Raw genomic sequence first — 17,313 nt, 5'->3', positions numbered from 1 at the left:
GATTAAAGGAAAAATAATGGATAAGCAAAAAGACAAAGCAATATTAGAAAAACAAGCTAATACTATAAGATTTTTATGTGCTGATATGATACAAAAAGCAAATAGCGGTCATCCAGGCGCTCCTATGGGTTTAGCCGATATTATGAGCGTTTTAAGCAGACATTTAGTGCATAACCCAAAAGATCCAACTTGGCTAAATAGGGATAGATTGGTTTTTTCAGGTGGTCATGCTAGTGCATTGCTTTATAGCTTTTTGCATTTGAGTGGATATGATATAAGCTTAGAAGATTTAAAAAATTTTAGACAATTACACTCTAAAACCCCAGGTCATCCAGAAATTTTTACTCCAGGTGTAGAAATAGCTACAGGACCTTTAGGACAAGGTGTAGCAAATGCAGTTGGTTTTGCTATGGCTGCTAAAAAAGCAAGTTTGCTTTTGGGTGAAGATATTATTAATCATAAGGTTTATTGTTTATGTGGTGATGGAGATTTACAAGAAGGAATTTCTTATGAGGCGTGTTCTTTAGCAGGACTTCATAAACTTGATAATCTAATCATCATTTATGATAGTAATAACATCTCTATCGAAGGTGATGTAAGCATTGCTTTTGATGAAAATATTAAAGAGCGTTTTAGAGCGCAAAATTTTGAAGTGCTTGAGATAGATGGGCATGATTTTGAACAAATTGATTTAGCACTTAAAACAGCTAAACAAAGTCAAAAGCCTTGTCTTATCATAGCACATACTAAGATAGCAAAAGGAGCTTTAGAGCTTGAGGGAAGTCATCATTCTCATGGAGCACCTTTAGGTGAAGAGCTAATAAAAAAAGCAAAAGAAGCTTTAGGTTTTGATCCACAAAAAACATTTGAAGTCACTGAAGATGTAAAAATTTACTTTAGTGGAGCGATTGAACTTGGTGATTTAGCACAAGCTAAGTGGAATCAAAAGGTGCAAAATTTAGACGAAAGCAAAAAAGCATTGTTAAAAGAATTATTAGAGCCTGATTTTAGCAAGATCAATTTTCCTGATTTTAAAGGTAAAGATGTAGCTACTAGAGATAGCAATGGTCTTATTTTAAATGAAATTGCCAAGACTTTACCAGGATTTTTAGGTGGAAGTGCAGATTTAGGACCATCAAACAAAACCGAGCTTAAAGATATGGGAGATTTCCCACATGGTAAAAATATACATTTTGGCATAAGAGAACATGCGATGGCTGCTATATCTAATGCTTTTGCAAGATATGGTTTGTTTTTGCCATTTTGTGCTACATTTTTTATATTTAGCGAGTATTTAAAACCAGCAGCAAGAATAGCAGCTTTGATGAAGATAAAACACTTTTTTATTTTTACTCACGATAGTATAGGGGTTGGCGAAGATGGTCCAACTCATCAACCTATAGAACAGCTTAGCACTTTTAGAGCTATGCCAAATTCATTGACTTTTAGAGTGGGTGATGGGGTTGAAAATGTCAAGGCATGGCAAATCGCACTTAAAACTAATATGCCTAGTGTTTTTGTATTGTCGCGTCAAAAGTTAAGTGCTTTAAGTGAGCCAATTTTTGGAGATGTTGAAAATGGAGCATATTTATTAGAAGAAAATGTAAATGCAAAATTCACACTTTTAGCAAGTGGTAGCGAAGTAGCATTATGCTTAAAAACAGCAAAAATTTTAAAAGAAAAAGGCGTGAGTGTTAATGTAGTGTCTATGCCTTGTTATGAATTATTTATTAAACAAGAAAAGGGTTATAAAGATAGAATTTTACAAGGTAAGGTTATAGGTGTAGAAGCTGCAAATTCAAATGAACTTTATAGATTTTGCGATGAGGTTTATGGTATAGAGAGTTTTGGGGAAAGTGGTAAGGATAAAGATGTATTTGAGCATTTTGGATTTAGTGAGGAAAAATTAAGCTCTTATGTTTTAAGTTTAGCTAATGGAAATTAAAAAACTTAGCAATACTAAAGAATGTATCTTTAGTATTGTTGGAAGTTGGGATAAAGAAAGTGTTTTAAAAGCTAAAAATTTAGACTTTGGACAATGTAAATATATCATTTTTGACTTTGCTAATTTAGAATTTATTGATAGTGCTGGGATAAGGTATTTTTTAGCTTTAGAGCAAAATTTAAAACAAAAAGACTATCAAGTAGAAAAAAGAAATTTAAAAACTCAGCACGCAATCCTTTTTACTCTTTGTGAAAAATACTACAAACCTTTAAATAATCAAGAAATTAAAAAAAACAAACTAAAAGATTTTTTTGAAATTTTAGGAGAAAAAGTTGTTTTTTCTTTTAGAATTTTAATTCAATTTTTAAATTTTATAGGTTTAATTATCGCAACTTGTTTCAAAACTTTATTAGATATTCATAAATTACGCTTTAGAGCTTTTTTATATCATGTAGAACATAGCGCTATAAATGCTTTGCCTATTATCATGCTAACTTCTTTGCTTGTGGGTGTAGTATTAGCTTATCAGGCTGCATATCAACTTGCGCAATTTGGAGCTAATATTTATATAGTTGATTTAATGGGAATTTCTGCCACTAGAGAATTAGCTCCATTAATAAGTGCTATAGTTATAGCTGGCAGAAGTGCAAGTTCATATACAGCTCAAATTGGAGTGATGAAGCTTACAGATGAAATTGATGCTATGAAAACTATGGGTTTTAAAGAGAGTGAATTTATCATTTTACCTAGAGTTTTAGCTTTGACTTTAGCTATGCCTTTTGTGGTTATAGTAGCAGATATTTTAAGTGTTTTAGGTGGAGTGATTGTTGCTTTGGTGAGTTTAGATATTACAGCGGCTGAATTTATGAGTCGTTTTAGAGAGGCTGTGGAGTTAAAGCATATCATCATAGGATTAGTAAAAGCGCCTGTGTTTGGATTTTTAATCGCTTCTATAGCTTGTTTTAGAGGGTTTTTTGTGCAAAAAACGACCGAAAGTATAGGAATTTACACTACAAAAAGTGTTGTAAATGCTATATTTTGGGTGATAGCTTTTGATGCAATTTTTTCTGTATTTTTAACAAAGGCTGGAATTTGATTATAAAAGCTAGGGGTATTAGTACTTATTTTGGTGCAAAATGTGTTCATAAAAATATCAACTTTAGCATAAAAGATAATGAAATCTTTGGAGTTTTAGGTGGTAGTGGTAGTGGGAAATCTGTTCTTTTAAGACAAATGCTTTTGCTTGAACATTTTGATGATGGAGAATATGAAATTTTAGGCAAAAGATTAAGAGATATTAGCGATGAGGATGCTTTATTTTTACAAAAGCAATGGGGAGTCGTTTTTCAATATGGAGCATTGTTTAGTTTTTTTAATATACTTGAAAATATCAGTATGCCTTTAAATGAATACACAAAATTAAATAAAAATGATATCAAAGAAATAGCTATGATGAAATTAAAAATGGTAGGACTAGATGAGAGCGCAGCTAAGCTTTATCCTAGTGAAATAAGTGGTGGTATGAAAAAAAGAGTGGCTATAGCAAGAGCCTTAGCACTTGATTCTAAGTTGCTATTTTTAGATGAACCAACTTCTGGACTTGATCCTTATAGCTCAAGGGAATTTGATGAATTGCTTTTAAATTTAAAACAAAGTTTTAATCTATGTGTAGTGTTAGTAACTCATGATAAAGAAAGTATGAAAAATGTTTTGGATCGATTTTTGATTATAGAAGATAAACAAGTTGGGTTTTTAGGTAATGTTAAAGAATTAAAAGAACAAAATGAAAGACTATATAAAAGGTTTATGGAATAATGGAAAATAGAGCAAATTATATACTTATAGGTATTTTTGTTAGTGTGTTGTTTTTTGTAAGTTTGTTTTTTTTGATATGGTATGGAAATTTAAAAGATGAAAAAACTTTTTCATATTATGAAATTTTTATGGAAGAATCTGTAGCCGGACTTAGCATCAAAGCTCCGGTTAAATTTTTAGGCGTTGATGTAGGTAGCGTTGAAAATATCAGTATAGATACTAAAGGAACAAAATTTAGAGTAAAAATTTTAGTTCAGCTTGATTCTCATTTAATCATCAAAACAGATACTCATGCAAGTTTGCAAATTCAAGGTATAACAGGATTTAAATTTATACAACTTTCAGGTGGTAGCGAAAATGCACCGATTTTAAAAGCAACTGATGGCAAATATCCTATCATAAAATCTAAAGAAAGCTTTTTTGCAAGTCTTGATAAGCAAACTGAAAATATTTTAGATTTAATTGATAGCGCTAAAGTTAAATTAGAAGTTCTTTTAAGTGATAAAAATTTACAAAATTTTGAAAATTTATTGCAAAATTCATCAGAGTTAGCACAAAAGTTAAACCAAAACACACCTAAATTTTTAGCAAGTATCTATAATGCTTCTTCAAAAATAGCTCAAAGTTCAGATCAATTTTCATCATTTTTAAAACAAGCAAACACACAGCTTGAAGAATTACAAAAAAGCAAGATATTGCTAAATGATAATTTAGAAATTTTAAGAATTTTGCTTTTAGATTTTACTCAATTAACAAATAAATTAAAGCAAAATCCTTCTAATTTACTCTATAAAGATCAAGTCATCAAATATGCTCCAGGAGAATGATATGAAAAAAATAGTTTTGCTTTTTATGGCTTTGCTTTTTAGTGCTTGTTCTGTGGTAAGTCCAAGTCAAACTTTACCTTTTGCAAGATATTTTTCCATATCTTTAGATCATAATATTTCTACTGTCAATATGCAAAAAGATGTAACTATTATGGTAGCCTTACCTAAAGGCTTAGTATATACAAATGAAATTTTTTATAAAAAAGATGGCATAGTTAATACATATGCGTATCATTTTTGGCAAGATAATTTAAATTTGCTTATTAAAAATTTTTTAGAAACAAGTTTAGAAAATACAAAAATTTTTAAAGCTGTTTTAAACCAAGATAGCTTAGCTAAGACAGATTTTATCTTAGAAAGTAAAGTAAATGTGCTAGAGCAAGATTTTATCAACAATGAAGAATCTATTGCAAAATTTGGTATAAGTTTGACTTTGATTAATATGAATGATAAAAACATTGTTGCGAGTAGATATTTTTACTATGAAAAAAAGCTTGATGAAAGTGAGCCTGAATTGTTAATGCAAGTTTATAATGAAATTTTTTCTCAATTTAATCAAGATCTAAACTCTTGGATGGGTCAAATTTTGGAATAAAAAATGCTTTTTTTGTTATAGCAATAACAAGGAAGGTGTATTATGATAAATGAATTAGAAATGCTACAAAAGCATTTAGGACAAGTAGCTAATACTAGTTTAGATGGAGCTAGTCTAAAACATCAAACGCAAAAATTTAGTGAAGATATCACTGATGCAAATGATTTTGTCGGTGCTTTGCAAATTTTGGATTCTTCTTTGAAAAAAATTTCAAATTTATTAGAAGATAAAAACTATGAAGATGTCCAAGATAAAGTTTTAATCGCTAGTGAAAGTGTAAAAATAGTAGATAATTGCTCATTTTTAGGAAATGCTTTATTTGATAATAATTATAATATCCATGTTGGTAGTAAATCTTTTGCTTTTGAAATTTATAATCCTATTAAAATTTTAGAAAATAGTGATTATGAAGGAATGAAAGCATATATAGAAGACAAAAGAGAAGAGATCGCTTCTTTGCTTTGTGAGCTTGCATTGGCTATTGCAGCTTATAGTCCAAGCCAAAGCTTTGGTGGAATGGATTTTGACTCACAAAATAGCTTTGACTTTAAAAAAATTTTTAAATAAGACTAAAGGCTTAAGTCTTTAGTTTATAACTCCACAAGCCATTCTAGCTCCACCACCACCAAGTGCTGCTGGATGATCACTATGATTATCACCACCAAAATGTATCATTAAAGCATGATTTTTTAACTCGCTAAGTTTTTTGATTTTTGGTGCTAAAACAGGATTTGTTGCTGTGCCATCTTTTTCCACATAAAGCGGTGGTAAATCTCCTTTGTGTCCTTTATCATCCCAAGGAGTAGAATGAGCTCCAGTTTTATTAGGATCCCAATGCCCTCTAGCTTTCATACCAAGACCTTTTTCGGTTGCTCCGCAATCAGCATTTTCATGTATATGAAAACCATGAATTCCACTTTCTAAGCCTTGAAGATTTGGATAAAATGCAATGCCATATTTTGTTTGTACAGCTACTACTTCTCCAGCATCTTTATTTGTATCTTTATCAAGAGTTTGCATTTTAATCACTAAATAATCCTTTTGTGCTTTTGGATCAAAAGTTTCTAAATTTGCAGCTAGCAAAAAGCTTGAAGCCAATAATGAACCTAAAATAATTTTTTTCATTTTTTCTCCTTGTGAATTTGAGTTTGTAAATTTTAACAAATATAGTTAATGAAAAATCGTATTTTTATGATAGTATTATTTGATTAAAAATCAAAAAACTTATAAAAAGGTAGTGATGTTAGTCTTTCCAAGATATTTAAAAAATGTTAGTAAAAGTTGTTTACAAACTTCTTTATTTACATTATGTAAATATGAAAAAAATCATACTAGTAAAAACCAAGAGGTATTATTTGAAGACTATACTTTGGTTTTTATTATCAAAGGTAATAAAAAAATTTATACTCATGATAATCATGTAGATATTAAAGAAAATGAAGTGGTATTTTTTACTAAAAATTCTTTTTCTATTAGAGATTATTTAGACGATGCTATGACATATCAATCTATAATTTTTTCGTTTAAGGAAAGTGTTTTGATAGAGTTTATTTATAAGTATAAAGAATTTATACAAAAAATCATTACTATTAAAAAATCCAAAAGTTTTTTTGCTATCAAGACGGATATTTTGGTAAAAAATGCTTTTTTGTCTTTGCTAGTATATATTGAAAATGAGCATAAGAATAATGAAATTCTTTTAAAATTGAAATTTGAAGAGTTATTTTTGTCTTTGTTATATAGTGAAGATAATGATGAATTTTTAGCATTTATAAAAGAAATTTTAAATGGGTTTAGTCTAGATTTGTATAAAATTTTTTCTTATTGTAAGGATGAATTTGAAAATGTAGCTCAAATGGCTAAATTTAGTAAGATGGATATAGCAAGTTTTAGTCGAAATTTTAAGCAAAGTTTTGGAATAAGTGCTAAAGAATGGCTCGATAATAAGCGTTTTGAAAAGGCTAAATTTTTACTTGAATTTTCAACAAAAAATGTAACTCAAGTTTGTTTAGAATTAGGATTTAACTCTCCAGCTTGGTTTATATCAAGATATAAAAAAAGATATGGAATCACTCCAAAACAAGAACAAAAATCAAAAAACTTATATTTTTTATCTTAAAAATTATAGAATTAAAATTCCTTTTTAATTATAATTTTTATATAAAAATTATTATAAAGGTAACATTTATGAAAAAAAGTATTTTTTTAAGCTTTGTGTTGTTGTGTGGTGCTAATGCTTTGGATATTAAAGAAGTAAAAGGATTTGCTCATCCTGAAAGCATTTATGTAGATAAAAATGAAATTTATGTATCTAATTTAGGAAAAGAGCTAAATCCTTTGGCTAAAGATAATGATGGTTTTATATCTAAACTTGATAATAATGGAAATATTTCAAAATTAAAATTTATACAAAATTTAAATGCTCCAAAAGGAATGTTTAAAATTAATGATGTTTTATATGTTGTGGATATTGATATAGTTTATGGATTTAAAGATAATAAAGAAGTTTTTAAATTACCAATTAAAAATGCGGTGTTTTTAAATGATATAGTTGCGTTAAATGATGATATTTTGCTTATTAGTGATACAGTAACAGGTTTAGTATATAAGGTATTTTTGAAAGAAAATAAATATGAAGAATTTATACAATTAGATCCTTCATATGGTGGCCCAAATGGACTTTTGGTTTATAAAGATAAATTATTTATTGCAGGATATGATCCAAGTGATAAAATGGGTGGTAAAATCATAAGTGTTGATATAAATACAAAACAAATTCAAGAATTAAGCGATAAAATAGAGCAATTTGATGGCATTGTAATGGATAAAGATCAAAATATTTTAGTTTCAAGCTGGGGTAAAAACTTGCAAGGTTATGTGTATGTGTTAAAAAATAATAAAGAAGAAAAATTAGACTTACCTTTTATCAAAGGCTCTGCTGATATGTTTTTTGATGGTAAATATTTATGGGTGCCTAAAATGGCTGAAAATGCTATCATAAGAGTAAGACTATAACTTTTAAGCTTTAAAAGCTTAAAAGTCAAATAATTCTCCAAGCCAACTTTCTTTTTTCTTGTACTTATAGCCATTGTTATGATGGTTATAATGTGCTTGGTTGTTGTAGTTTGGTTGACTGTAAGATTGATTTTGAGATGGAGCTTGAGAGCTATTTCTTTCTATGATTTTATCAAGTTCGCCACGATCAAGCCAAACACCACGGCATTTTGGACAATAATCAATCTCAACCCCATTTCTTTCACTCATTAATAAAGCTGTATTTTCACAAGCTGGGCAATTCATCTTTTTCCTTAATATTAAATTTAAAAAAGTATATATTTTAAAAGTAAATTAAAGGTTTAAATCCCAATCTATAGGTGTTTTACCAATTTTTTTCAAAATTTCGTTTGACTTTGAAAAATGTTTAGAGCCAAAAAAAGCACCTCTTGCTAAAGGAGAAGGATGAGCTGCTTCTAATACAAAATGTTTGCTTTGATCTATGAGATTTTTTTTACTTTTTGCATAATTTCCCCAAAGCAAAAATATTAAATTTTGTCTTTCTTTGCTAAGTTTTAAGATGATATTATCGCTAAATTCTTGCCAGCCAAAATTTGCATGAGAAGCAGGTTTATTAGCTTGAACACTTAGTATAGAGTTTAAAAGTAAAACTCCTTGTTTTGCCCATTTGCTTAAATTCCCATGATTTGCTATGGGTATGTTTAAATCATTAAAAAGCTCTTTATAGATATTTATCAAAGAAGGTGGGGTTTTTACTCCAAATGGCACGCTAAAACTAAGCCCCATGGCTTGGTCTTTTCCATGGTAAGGATCTTGTCCTAAAAGAATGATTTTTAAATCTTTCAAAGGAGTTAAATTAAAAGCATTAAAAATTAAATTGCTTGGTGGATATATGATTTCATTTCTTTGCAAAGCTTGGATATAGTTGTATTTTATATTTGCAAAATAAGGTTTTAAAAACTCATCTTTTAAAAATTCTTTCCAATCTTGATTGATATTAATTTTGTTGATGTCAATTTGCATTTGTAATTTTATTTACATTCAAATATAATCTTAGCTTCAAGTTCTTGTGTTTGTTTATCTGCTATAGGTAAAACCAAATTATCATAATTTGCACTAAGACTCATTAGTCTTGCTTGGTTTGTATCAAAATTGATATTTTTTATAGAGCATATTTTAGACAAGGTTTTAGAATAATATTCATTTTTTTCATAAGCCTTTTTAAGAGCAAGTTCATATAATTTTTCTTTATTTTCATCTAGAGTTTTTTCATCAAAACTAGCTTGTAAAGCTTGATTTTGCAAAATAATCAAAGGATTATTGGTGATAATATTTTCTAAATCTTTGCTAAGAATTTCATAATCTTTAATTTTTTCTTTAGAGATATTGCATGTAAAATTAGAGTATAAATTATAACCATTTATCTTTTTTTCTTCTTGGTTATAAGTATAATTTGGCTTTAAGCTATAGCTTCCACCTTTGCAAAAATTTTCTTTAGCTATACGAGCACTAAGTTCTTTAAAAGTATTTGCAATGAGTGTTTTATCTTCTTGATCGATCGAGTTTTTTTGACTTAATTCATTACTTGAGCTAAAGGTTAAATTTGCTCTATAAATATTAGGCGTGATTTCATTATATACTTTAATATCTCTTGTAAGTTGCAAAGCACTGAAATTTTGGTTTTTTAATCCTAAAAATTCAGTGTTAAATACTACCCCTAATATAAAAAGCACCAAACATAGCAACCCAATACCAAGCCCTTTGAAAAAACTTTTCATTTTATATCCTTAAATTTAAAAATTATTTTATATTTTAACATAAAGCTTTTTGTATAATACTTTAAAAATTTAGAAAATAAATTATATATGGAACAAATTCATCAAAGCATTTTAAAATGGTATGAAAATAATGGAAGAAAAGCTCTTCCATGGAGAACTTTGCATGAAAAATTTAAAATTCATGCTAGTAAAGAGCATTTGGATAAATTAAAAAATATTCATCCTGCTTATGGAGTGTATATAAGCGAGATAATGCTTCAGCAAACTCAAGTTAAAAGTGTTTTGCAAAATTATTATTTTCAATTTTTAAATCAATTTGATTCTTTAGAAAAACTAGCTAATGCAAGTGAAGATAAGGTTTTAAAAGCTTGGCAAGGTTTGGGGTATTATACAAGGGCTAGAAATTTACATAAAAGTGCAAAAATTTGTGTGAATGAATTTAATTCTATGTTGCCTAGCAATGTGCAAGATTTGCAAAAACTCCCTGGAATTGGCGCATATAGTGCTGGAGCGATTGCTTGTTTTGGTTTTTTACAAAATGAAGCCTTTGTGGATGCAAATATTAAAAGAGTATTGAGTAGATTTTATAAGTTAGAGAATGCTTCTTTAAAAGTTCTTTTTCAAAAGGCCAAAGAATTTTTAAATCATTCTAATTCTTTTGATCACAATCAAGCTTTACTAGACATAGGAGCATTAGTGTGTTTGCCAAAGAATGCAAAATGTCAAATATGCCCTTTATTGGAATTTTGTGGAGCAAAATTTGATTATGAAAAATACACTATAAAGAAAAAAATAGCTTATGAAAATTTGGATTTATCTTTATATGTGGTATTAAAAAATAATCAATTTGTCCTTCAAAAAAGCAAACAAAAGTTGTATTTTAATATGTATAATTTTTTGGAGCTTAAAAATCACAAGAATGCTATCTATATAGGCAAATTTAAACATTCTTATACTAAATATAAAATCACAGCAGAGGTATTTTTTGCACAAGATGATTTTTTTGAAATTAAAAATGAAGAGCTTTTTACTTATGAACAATTGTCTAATTTAGCATTGTCAAAATTAGCTTTAAAAGCTTTAGAAATTTATAAAAAGTATATACATGCGCTTTGAAAAAATTTATATAGAGTTAAGTGATATTTGTGGTTTAAAATGTGATTTTTGTCCAAGTAAAAAAGGACAAAGAAAAAGTATGGAGCTTGAAAAATTTGAACATATATGCAAAAGTGTGCAAGGTATGGCTAAATTATATACTTTTCATGTTTTAGGTGATCCTTTAATGCATAAGAATTTACAAGCTTACTTGGATATTGCTTTAAAATATAAAATGCAAATAGAGCTTACTACGAGTGGATTTTATTTTGATGATGAAAACATTAATATGCTTTTAAATACAAAAAATATTCATCAAATAAATATTTCTTTGGGTGCATTTTTATCTCAAAATAAAATAAGTCTTGATAAATATTTTGAAAATATTTTAAAATTGATGTTTTTTCATCAGCAAGAACAAAAATCATTTTTTATCAACTTAAGACTTTGGAATTTAGACAAAAACTTTCAAGCACCTATGCAAAATCATATCATTTATGAGTTTTTGCAAAAGTATTTTGGGGTAAAAATTCAAACTCGTAAGGAAAAAAATCGTTTAGCAAGATATATCATTTTGCACCAAGCAAGGCTTTTTAAATGGCCATCTTTAAAAGATAAAATCATTAGAACCAATGGGACTTGCTATGCACTAAATAAGCAAATTGCTATTTTAAGTGATGGAAATTTGGTGCCATGTTGTTTGGATGTTAAAGCAGATATTAAACTTGGAAATTGTTTTAAACAAGATTTTAAAACATTGCTTAATTCTTCTTTGTATTTAGACTTAAAAGAAAATTTTAAACAAGGTATTTTAAAAGCTGAACTTTGCAAAAGATGTTCGTTTTTGCAAAGTAAAAGCTTTGACTAGGTTGTTTAAAAAGAATATGAATTTTTAGATATATCATCGACAATTTGTTTTGCTATATTTTTAAAAGCTTTTTGTTTGCTAAGTATGCTTGTAGAAGTCATAGTAAAATTTAATTGATCAGATAGTTTTACTTGCTGATTTTTGCAATCTATCAATTCATAGTTAATATCAACTTCATACATTTGCATAGAGCCTTCGTTTTGCGTATTTGTGATTTTAGGAGTCAGTATAAGTAAAAAATCTGCTTTTAAATCAGCATAAAATTTTATTAATTCTATGTTTTTATTGTCTTTTTTTAAAACATCTTCTTCATTTTTGTAATTTTCCATATCAGTTCTATCAATAATTTTAAATGTTTTTTCTTGCAATAATAAATTTAAAAATTCTTGTTCAAATTTGATAGATAAAATATCTTTTTGAGTGTTAATCACAATGATAGATGTCTCTTTGATAAAATTAGTTTCAGTATCTAATTTTTTATAAACCAACACTTTTGCATAAAATTGCGAAGGGTTGGCTCGGGTTAATTCTTGAATTTCATAGCTATTAAAATTTCCATTGCTACTTGAATTTATGTCTTGATTGTAGCCAACATCAAAATTTCCATCAAAAGAAAATTTAAAATTATGAAGTTTTGAAAAGCCTTTATTTTCTAGTGCTTGATCTATGGCATTTTTTATTGCTTCATCTTCTGTCACACCATATGCTTGACCATTTATTTGCGTGGAATTTATATTTTCAGCATAAGCAATATATAATAAATTTAGTATTATAAAAATAATTTTAATCATTTTTTGATGCTTTCTATTTTTATTTTGCAATTTATATTATGCATAATATAAATTATTTTTTGCTTTAAATTTAAAATTAAGTTATAATTTTATTTTTTAGAGAGGTGTCCGAGCGGTCGAAGGAGCACGCCTGGAACGCGTGTGTGGGGTAACTCACCGAGGGTTCAAATCCCTTCCTCTCTGCCACTAAAGACTTTTATTATATTGATTTCCTAAAGAATTATCCGTAGTGTTTTGAGTGTAAGCTTTTATAGCTTTTGGATCTGAATTTTTCTCAAATTCTTTTTTGTTTTCTTCGTTTTTTTCTTTTAATTCTTGTGCTTTTAATTGAGCTTGTTCCATACGAGCATCATTTTGCATTTGCATTGCATTTGCTGCGACTTTATAATCTTGTGGGCTAGGGTCAGCAGGTGCCATTGCTGCAGCTATAACTTGCATTGCATTTGCGATAGTTTCTTCAGGAGTATTACCTTTTTGCATTCTAATTGGCACTTCGCCTTCGACTGCATACATCCTATTATCAGGCCCTCTAGTATAACCATAGCTAGCAGCTCCTGCTAATGCTCCACCTGCTGCTTGGTGAGCTGCTTCATGAGCTCTTACTTCTCTATCAATTTTTTCAAGTTCTCTTACTTGTCTTACCTGTTCTTCGGTTAAATCTTTACCATTAACTTTTTGAGTATTTTCTTTATCTTCTTCTTGTTTTTTATCTTTTGTCTGCGTGTTTTCTTGTGATTTTTCAGTTAAAAATTCAAAATCTTTATTTTCTTCTTTATCTTTATGGTAATTTTGCTGAAAGTAAAAGGAGTTATTATAGTTAGAATTAACCTGCATAAAAAACTTTCTTAAAAATTTTTAATTTATATTTTTAGCACAAAAAATATAAAAATATTATAAAAGCGTATAAAAATTTTTATTAAATGTTAAGCAAAATAAAGTATAATTTCATCTTATTTTAACTTTAGAAAGTCAGGGTAGCTCAGCTGGTTAGAGCGCTGGTCTCATAAGCCGGAGGTCGGGAGTTCAAGTCTCCCCCTTGACACCATACTACTTAAATTAAAATATTTCTTGCATTATAAAATAAATCAATCACTATAGTAAAAATTTAGATTGTAACTTTATAAATAAAGATATTAAAAAAATAATTAGAAGTAAAACCACTTTTCATTTTTTGAAAAGTGGTTTATGGCTTATATCACTCCTACGGCTAAAAATCCTAAAGAAACTGCTATAGCAATAGCTAATACACCTGGTAAAAAGAAAGAATGATTAAAAATAAATTTTCCAATTCTTGTTGTGCCTGTATCATCCATTTGAACTGCACCTAATAAAGTAGGATAAGTTGGAAGAACAAATAATGCTGAAACAGCAGCAAAACAAGCAACTAGCATATAAGAATCATTTGGATTAGTTACAGAAATTCCTAATGCAGTAACAATAACTGGAGTAATAGCCTTTGCAGTGGCTGCTTGAGAATATAAAAGCATACTAGCAAAGAAAAATGCGACTGCAAGCATAGCTGGAGTTTGTTTAACCCAATCACTTGCTACATCTTTGATAGCCGATTCGTGTCCTGAAACAAAAGTATTTCCAAGCCAAGCAACGCCAAATACGCATACACAAGCTGTCATTCCTGATTTGAAAACACTGGTATCTAAAATTTTAGCTGGTTCAACTTTACAAAAAAATGTAATCAAAGTCGCAGCAGTCAATAAAAAGCTCATAATAGCAGCATCTCTTGGGATGACAACTGGATCTATCCATTTGATGTTATTTGAAATCGCTGTAGCATAAAGAACAACACATAATACTGTGATTAGAAATATTGCTACTGAAAGTTTTGCTCCTGGTTTATCTTCGCTATGTAAAACATCTGAAGCACTTTTTACAAGACCTGCCTGCAAGCGTTCTTGATATACGATATCTTTGCTAAGATCCATAGGGGTGATTAAACTTACTATAAATGCTGTAGCCATGCAAGCAATAAAGGTTGTAACAATCCAAATTCCAAGTAAAACAGGATAGCTCCATCCAAGGGGTTCTAAAACACCTGTCATATACACCACAGCAGCACTAACTGGAGAAGCTGTGATACCAATTTGCGAAGCAACTACCATTAGCGAAAGCGGCGATGAAGGTTTGATATTTTGTGATTTTGCAACATCAATTACTACTGGCATTAATGAAAACACTGCGTTACCTGTTCCTGCTAGCAAGGTTAGTAACCAACCACAAGCTGGGGCAAGATAATTGATAAATCTTGGATGTTTGCGTAAAATTTTTTCAGTAATTTTTACCATATAATCTAAGCCACCAGCCTGTTGCATAGCTGAAATTGCAGCAATAGCTGCGGCAATAATCAAGATAACATCCCAAGGAATATTGCCTGGTTTCATACCTAAAACTAGTCCTAAAATAACCACCCCTAATCCGCCAGCATAGCCTATTGCTATGCCACCTAAACGGATACCTATGAAAATTGCACCCAAAAAGACTACAATTTGTAGTATAAGTGAAATATCCATTGTGAAACTTCTCCTTTTTGTTTAATTTTTATAATTTTGGATTTAACATATTTTCAGGAGTTAAAATTTTATCAATTTCTTCTTTTGATAAATATCCTCTTTCTAAACAGATATCACCGACTTTTTTACCTGTTGTTAAAGCTTCTTTTGCAATAGAAGCTGATTTTTCATAACCTATGTAAGGATTTAAAGCAGTTACTAAACTTACTGAATTAAACATAGTTTCTTTGCATTGTTCAGGATTTGCTGTTAAGTGTTTGATAGCTTTATTAGCTAAAGTAAGCATAGCATTTTCTAGTAAAACTAAAGAATTAAATAATGCATAAGCAATACCTGGTTCAAATGCATTAAGTTCAAATTCTCCTCTTTCAGAGCATAGAGTAATGGTAACATCATTACCTATAACTTCATAGCAAGCTTCACCTACAACTTCAGGAATAACAGGATTTACCTTACCTGGCATAATTGAGCTTCCTGGTTGCATTTGTGGTAAGTTAATCTCACCCAATCCACATCTAGGACCTGAGTTCATTAATCGCAAATCGTTTGCTATTTTAGAAAGTCTAGTTGCGGCTGTTTTTAAAACACCGCTTACATGAACAAAATCAGCAGTATCTTGAGTAGCAGCTATAAAGTCTTCAGCTGGTTTAAAAGTGGTTCTTGTAATAGCACTTAAGTGTTTTTCAACTACATTTTTATAATCAGGATGGCAACAAATTCCTGTTCCAATAGCTGTCGCACCTAAATTTAAATAAGTCATTGTTTCTCTTGCTTGTGTGATTTTTTCTATATCGCTTTTAATATAGCTAGCAAAAGCATTGAAAGTATTACCTAAAGTAGTTGGTACGGCATCTTCAAGCTCTGTTCTTCCTATTTTTAAAATATCTTTATATTCTTTTGCTTTAATTTCTAATTCTTTTTTTAGAATTTCCATAGCTTCTAATAAATTACCCATTTTAGCATGAACTGCTACTTTAATAGAGCTTGGATAAGCATCGTTTGTTGATTGACCAAAATTTGTATTATCATTTGGATGAAGATATTGGTATTCTCCTTTTTTGCGACCCATCATTTCAAGGGCAACATTGGTAATTACTTCATTAACATTCATATTGGTGCTAGTACCTGCACCACCTTGAACCATATCAACAACAAATTGATCTAAAAATTCACCCGCAATAATACGATCGCAAGCTTTTACAATATAATCAGCTCTATCAGCCGGAACTGTTCCTAATTCTTTATTTGCTAAAGCTGCGGCTTTTTTAACTTGAGCAAAGGCTTTTACAAAAAATGGATATTCTTTTAAAGCTCTTCCACTCATCTTGAAATTTTCCAAAGCTCTGAAAGTTTGTACTCCATAATAAACTTCGTCAGAAATTTCTAACTCTCCAATAAAATCGTGTTCTTTTCTTGTTCCCATGATATTCTCCTTGTGGGATTATTTAAGTTTTATTTAAAAACTTGTAGATATTATATAATAAAAAGTTGAAAAAGTTGCATAAAATTTTTTATAATTTTTAATACAAAGAATTCTAAAAAATATGGATAAAAGTATAATTTTAATCTATTTTATAAAAATTAATTTTTGTAAATTTAATAAATTTAAGAATTAACAGAAAATAAACCAATACTACAAATTAAAAATAGATGGCATATGTTTAAAAACATATATAGTTTAAATGTAATTAGTTAAGCTAAATCATCTTAATAATAATTATTTATCTACGAAGTTAGTAAGCTATCAATTTAATGCTTTGCTATATAAATTTTTTAATACCAAAACTAGCTATTACTCTAATAACTACAATTAAAAAACTTATGACAGAATATAATTTTATAAGTTTTCTTTTTTAGTTTTAATTCAAATTTTGTTTTTTAAGCTTATATATTTTTTTTAAGTCTATATATTGTTTATATAGACTTAAATTATTGTTTTATTATTTTGTAATATTTTAAAACTTTAAAGTTTTAGCTTACACTAAAACTTCTTCTTCTTAGCATCTTCTAAGATATCATTAGCAATTTGATTGACATTTTCAGATATTACAGCACTATC

General features: G+C 28.8%; 18 protein-coding genes and 2 tRNA genes. 12 read left to right on the top strand and 8 right to left on the bottom strand.

The window, feature by feature from the left end; genetic code table 11:
• Positions 1-16 precede the first annotated feature (16 nt).
• Genes tkt through FPD38_RS04220 form a run of 6 tightly spaced genes read left to right on the top strand, consistent with a single transcriptional unit; the run spans position 17 to position 5,749 of the window.
• Positions 17-1,945: a transketolase gene (gene tkt, locus FPD38_RS04245; protein ID WP_147555527.1), complete on the top strand. Its 1,929-nt coding sequence runs from the start codon at positions 17-19 to the stop codon at positions 1,943-1,945.
• Entirely contained in the window at positions 1,935-3,041 is a 1,107-nt protein-coding gene (locus FPD38_RS04240; protein WP_147555526.1) for an ABC transporter permease, read from the top strand. Before tkt ends, FPD38_RS04240 begins: the two co-directional genes overlap by 11 nt.
• Positions 3,038-3,760: an ABC transporter ATP-binding protein gene (locus tag FPD38_RS04235; protein WP_147555525.1), complete on the top strand. Its 723-nt coding sequence runs from the start codon at positions 3,038-3,040 to the stop codon at positions 3,758-3,760. The genes FPD38_RS04240 and FPD38_RS04235 overlap by 4 nt, the downstream gene beginning before the upstream one ends.
• Complete coding sequence (locus tag FPD38_RS04230; protein WP_147555524.1) at positions 3,760-4,587, top strand: MlaD family protein; 828 nt, start codon at positions 3,760-3,762, stop codon at positions 4,585-4,587. Before FPD38_RS04235 ends, FPD38_RS04230 begins: the two co-directional genes overlap by 1 nt.
• A 1-nt stretch (position 4,588) precedes the next feature.
• On the top strand, positions 4,589-5,182 hold the full coding sequence (locus FPD38_RS04225; RefSeq protein WP_187153101.1) for an ABC-type transport auxiliary lipoprotein family protein: 594 nt from the start codon (positions 4,589-4,591) through the stop codon (positions 5,180-5,182).
• A gap of 42 nt (positions 5,183-5,224) precedes the next feature.
• On the top strand, positions 5,225-5,749 hold the full coding sequence (locus tag FPD38_RS04220; RefSeq protein WP_147555522.1) for a flagellar FLiS export co-chaperone: 525 nt from the start codon (positions 5,225-5,227) through the stop codon (positions 5,747-5,749).
• 18 nt (positions 5,750-5,767) lie between these two features.
• Here FPD38_RS04220 and FPD38_RS04215 read toward each other — a convergent pair whose 3' ends face one another.
• A complete protein-coding gene (locus FPD38_RS04215) occupies positions 5,768-6,307 on the bottom strand; it encodes a superoxide dismutase family protein (protein ID WP_147555521.1) in 540 nt (179 codons plus the stop codon).
• Positions 6,308-6,422: 115 nt separating this feature from the next.
• On the opposite strand from FPD38_RS04215, the gene FPD38_RS04210 reads away from it, so the two are divergent.
• Positions 6,423-7,301 (top strand): helix-turn-helix domain-containing protein, encoded by an 879-nt coding sequence (locus FPD38_RS04210; RefSeq protein WP_147555520.1) that lies wholly within the window; start codon positions 6,423-6,425, stop codon positions 7,299-7,301.
• A gap of 68 nt (positions 7,302-7,369) precedes the next feature.
• Positions 7,370-8,197, top strand: coding sequence for an NHL repeat-containing protein (locus FPD38_RS04205; protein ID WP_147555519.1), 828 nt, complete (start codon positions 7,370-7,372; stop codon positions 8,195-8,197).
• Positions 8,198-8,215: 18 nt separating this feature from the next.
• Here the strand turns inward: FPD38_RS04205 and FPD38_RS04200 are convergent, their stop codons facing one another.
• From FPD38_RS04200 to FPD38_RS04190, 3 genes are read right to left on the bottom strand one after another with little or no spacing between them, the layout of a single operon-like run.
• A complete protein-coding gene (locus FPD38_RS04200; RefSeq protein ID WP_147555518.1) occupies positions 8,216-8,482 on the bottom strand; it encodes a TFIIB-type zinc ribbon-containing protein in 267 nt (88 codons plus the stop codon).
• Positions 8,483-8,530: 48 nt separating this feature from the next.
• Positions 8,531-9,220, bottom strand: a complete 690-nt coding sequence (ung, locus tag FPD38_RS04195; RefSeq protein WP_147555517.1) for a uracil-DNA glycosylase — start codon at positions 9,218-9,220, stop codon at positions 8,531-8,533.
• A gap of 8 nt (positions 9,221-9,228) precedes the next feature.
• Entirely contained in the window at positions 9,229-9,975 is a 747-nt protein-coding gene (locus FPD38_RS04190) for an SIMPL domain-containing protein (protein ID WP_147555516.1), read from the bottom strand.
• Between the two features lie 87 nt (positions 9,976-10,062).
• On the opposite strand from FPD38_RS04190, the gene mutY reads away from it, so the two are divergent.
• Together mutY and FPD38_RS04180 are read left to right on the top strand one after the other, a co-directional pair.
• Complete coding sequence (gene mutY / locus FPD38_RS04185; RefSeq protein ID WP_147555515.1) at positions 10,063-11,091, top strand: A/G-specific adenine glycosylase; 1,029 nt, start codon at positions 10,063-10,065, stop codon at positions 11,089-11,091.
• Positions 11,081-11,938 carry a radical SAM/SPASM domain-containing protein gene (locus FPD38_RS04180; protein ID WP_147555514.1) on the top strand — a complete coding sequence of 286 codons (858 nt, stop codon included), beginning with the start codon at positions 11,081-11,083 and terminating at the stop codon, positions 11,936-11,938. Before mutY ends, FPD38_RS04180 begins: the two co-directional genes overlap by 11 nt.
• Positions 11,939-11,943: 5 nt before the next feature.
• Here FPD38_RS04180 and FPD38_RS04175 read toward each other — a convergent pair whose 3' ends face one another.
• Complete coding sequence (locus FPD38_RS04175; protein ID WP_147555513.1) at positions 11,944-12,729, bottom strand: hypothetical protein; 786 nt, start codon at positions 12,727-12,729, stop codon at positions 11,944-11,946.
• A 98-nt stretch (positions 12,730-12,827) separates the two neighbouring features.
• Between FPD38_RS04175 and FPD38_RS04170 the strand changes: the two genes are divergently transcribed.
• Positions 12,828-12,915, top strand: a tRNA-Ser gene (locus tag FPD38_RS04170).
• On the opposite strand, the gene FPD38_RS04165 is transcribed toward FPD38_RS04170, so the two are convergent.
• The gene (locus FPD38_RS04165; RefSeq protein ID WP_147555512.1) at positions 12,916-13,563 is read right to left on the bottom strand and encodes a putative metalloprotease CJM1_0395 family protein; all 648 of its coding nucleotides are present in this window, start codon (positions 13,561-13,563) and stop codon (positions 12,916-12,918) included.
• Between the two features lie 134 nt (positions 13,564-13,697).
• Here FPD38_RS04165 and FPD38_RS04160 point away from each other — a divergent pair.
• A tRNA-Met gene (locus FPD38_RS04160) sits at positions 13,698-13,774 on the top strand.
• A 145-nt stretch (positions 13,775-13,919) separates the two neighbouring features.
• On the opposite strand, the gene FPD38_RS04155 is transcribed toward FPD38_RS04160, so the two are convergent.
• Both FPD38_RS04155 and FPD38_RS04150 read right to left on the bottom strand, forming a co-directional pair.
• On the bottom strand, positions 13,920-15,254 hold the full coding sequence (locus tag FPD38_RS04155; RefSeq protein WP_147555511.1) for an anaerobic C4-dicarboxylate transporter: 1,335 nt from the start codon (positions 15,252-15,254) through the stop codon (positions 13,920-13,922).
• A 28-nt stretch (positions 15,255-15,282) separates the two neighbouring features.
• Positions 15,283-16,677 carry an aspartate ammonia-lyase gene (locus tag FPD38_RS04150; protein ID WP_147555510.1) on the bottom strand — a complete coding sequence of 465 codons (1,395 nt, stop codon included), beginning with the start codon at positions 16,675-16,677 and terminating at the stop codon, positions 15,283-15,285.
• Between the last annotated feature and the right edge of the window lie 636 nt (positions 16,678-17,313).

The organism is Campylobacter volucris, assembly GCF_008011665.1.
In the GTDB taxonomy this organism is placed as follows: Bacteria; Campylobacterota; Campylobacteria; order Campylobacterales; family Campylobacteraceae; genus Campylobacter_D; species Campylobacter_D volucris_A.
The sequence above is the reverse complement of the archived record's forward strand: the minus strand, read 5'-3'. Positions and strand labels throughout refer to the sequence as shown.

What these genes read in the sequence shown, in the direction of transcription:
- tkt (WP_147555527.1), top strand. Translation starts at nt 17, where the DNA reads ATGGATAAGCAAAAAGACAAAGCAATATTAGAAAAACAAGCTAATACT.
- FPD38_RS04240 (WP_147555526.1), top strand. Translation starts at nt 1,935, where the DNA reads ATGGAAATTAAAAAACTTAGCAATACTAAAGAATGTATCTTTAGTATT.
- FPD38_RS04230 (WP_147555524.1), top strand. Translation starts at nt 3,760, where the DNA reads ATGGAAAATAGAGCAAATTATATACTTATAGGTATTTTTGTTAGTGTG.
- FPD38_RS04225 (WP_187153101.1), top strand. Translation starts at nt 4,589, where the DNA reads ATGAAAAAAATAGTTTTGCTTTTTATGGCTTTGCTTTTTAGTGCTTGT.
- FPD38_RS04220 (WP_147555522.1), top strand. Translation starts at nt 5,225, where the DNA reads ATGATAAATGAATTAGAAATGCTACAAAAGCATTTAGGACAAGTAGCT.
- FPD38_RS04215 (WP_147555521.1), bottom strand. Translation starts at nt 6,307, where the DNA reads ATGAAAAAAATTATTTTAGGTTCATTATTGGCTTCAAGCTTTTTGCTA.
- FPD38_RS04210 (WP_147555520.1), top strand. Translation starts at nt 6,423, where the DNA reads ATGTTAGTCTTTCCAAGATATTTAAAAAATGTTAGTAAAAGTTGTTTA.
- FPD38_RS04205 (WP_147555519.1), top strand. Translation starts at nt 7,370, where the DNA reads ATGAAAAAAAGTATTTTTTTAAGCTTTGTGTTGTTGTGTGGTGCTAAT.
- FPD38_RS04200 (WP_147555518.1), bottom strand. Translation starts at nt 8,482, where the DNA reads ATGAATTGCCCAGCTTGTGAAAATACAGCTTTATTAATGAGTGAAAGA.
- ung (WP_147555517.1), bottom strand. Translation starts at nt 9,220, where the DNA reads ATGCAAATTGACATCAACAAAATTAATATCAATCAAGATTGGAAAGAA.
- FPD38_RS04190 (WP_147555516.1), bottom strand. Translation starts at nt 9,975, where the DNA reads ATGAAAAGTTTTTTCAAAGGGCTTGGTATTGGGTTGCTATGTTTGGTG.
- mutY (WP_147555515.1), top strand. Translation starts at nt 10,063, where the DNA reads ATGGAACAAATTCATCAAAGCATTTTAAAATGGTATGAAAATAATGGA.
- FPD38_RS04180 (WP_147555514.1), top strand. Translation starts at nt 11,081, where the DNA reads ATGCGCTTTGAAAAAATTTATATAGAGTTAAGTGATATTTGTGGTTTA.
- FPD38_RS04175 (WP_147555513.1), bottom strand. Translation starts at nt 12,729, where the DNA reads ATGATTAAAATTATTTTTATAATACTAAATTTATTATATATTGCTTAT.
- FPD38_RS04165 (WP_147555512.1), bottom strand. Translation starts at nt 13,563, where the DNA reads ATGCAGGTTAATTCTAACTATAATAACTCCTTTTACTTTCAGCAAAAT.
- FPD38_RS04155 (WP_147555511.1), bottom strand. Translation starts at nt 15,254, where the DNA reads ATGGATATTTCACTTATACTACAAATTGTAGTCTTTTTGGGTGCAATT.
- FPD38_RS04150 (WP_147555510.1), bottom strand. Translation starts at nt 16,677, where the DNA reads ATGGGAACAAGAAAAGAACACGATTTTATTGGAGAGTTAGAAATTTCT.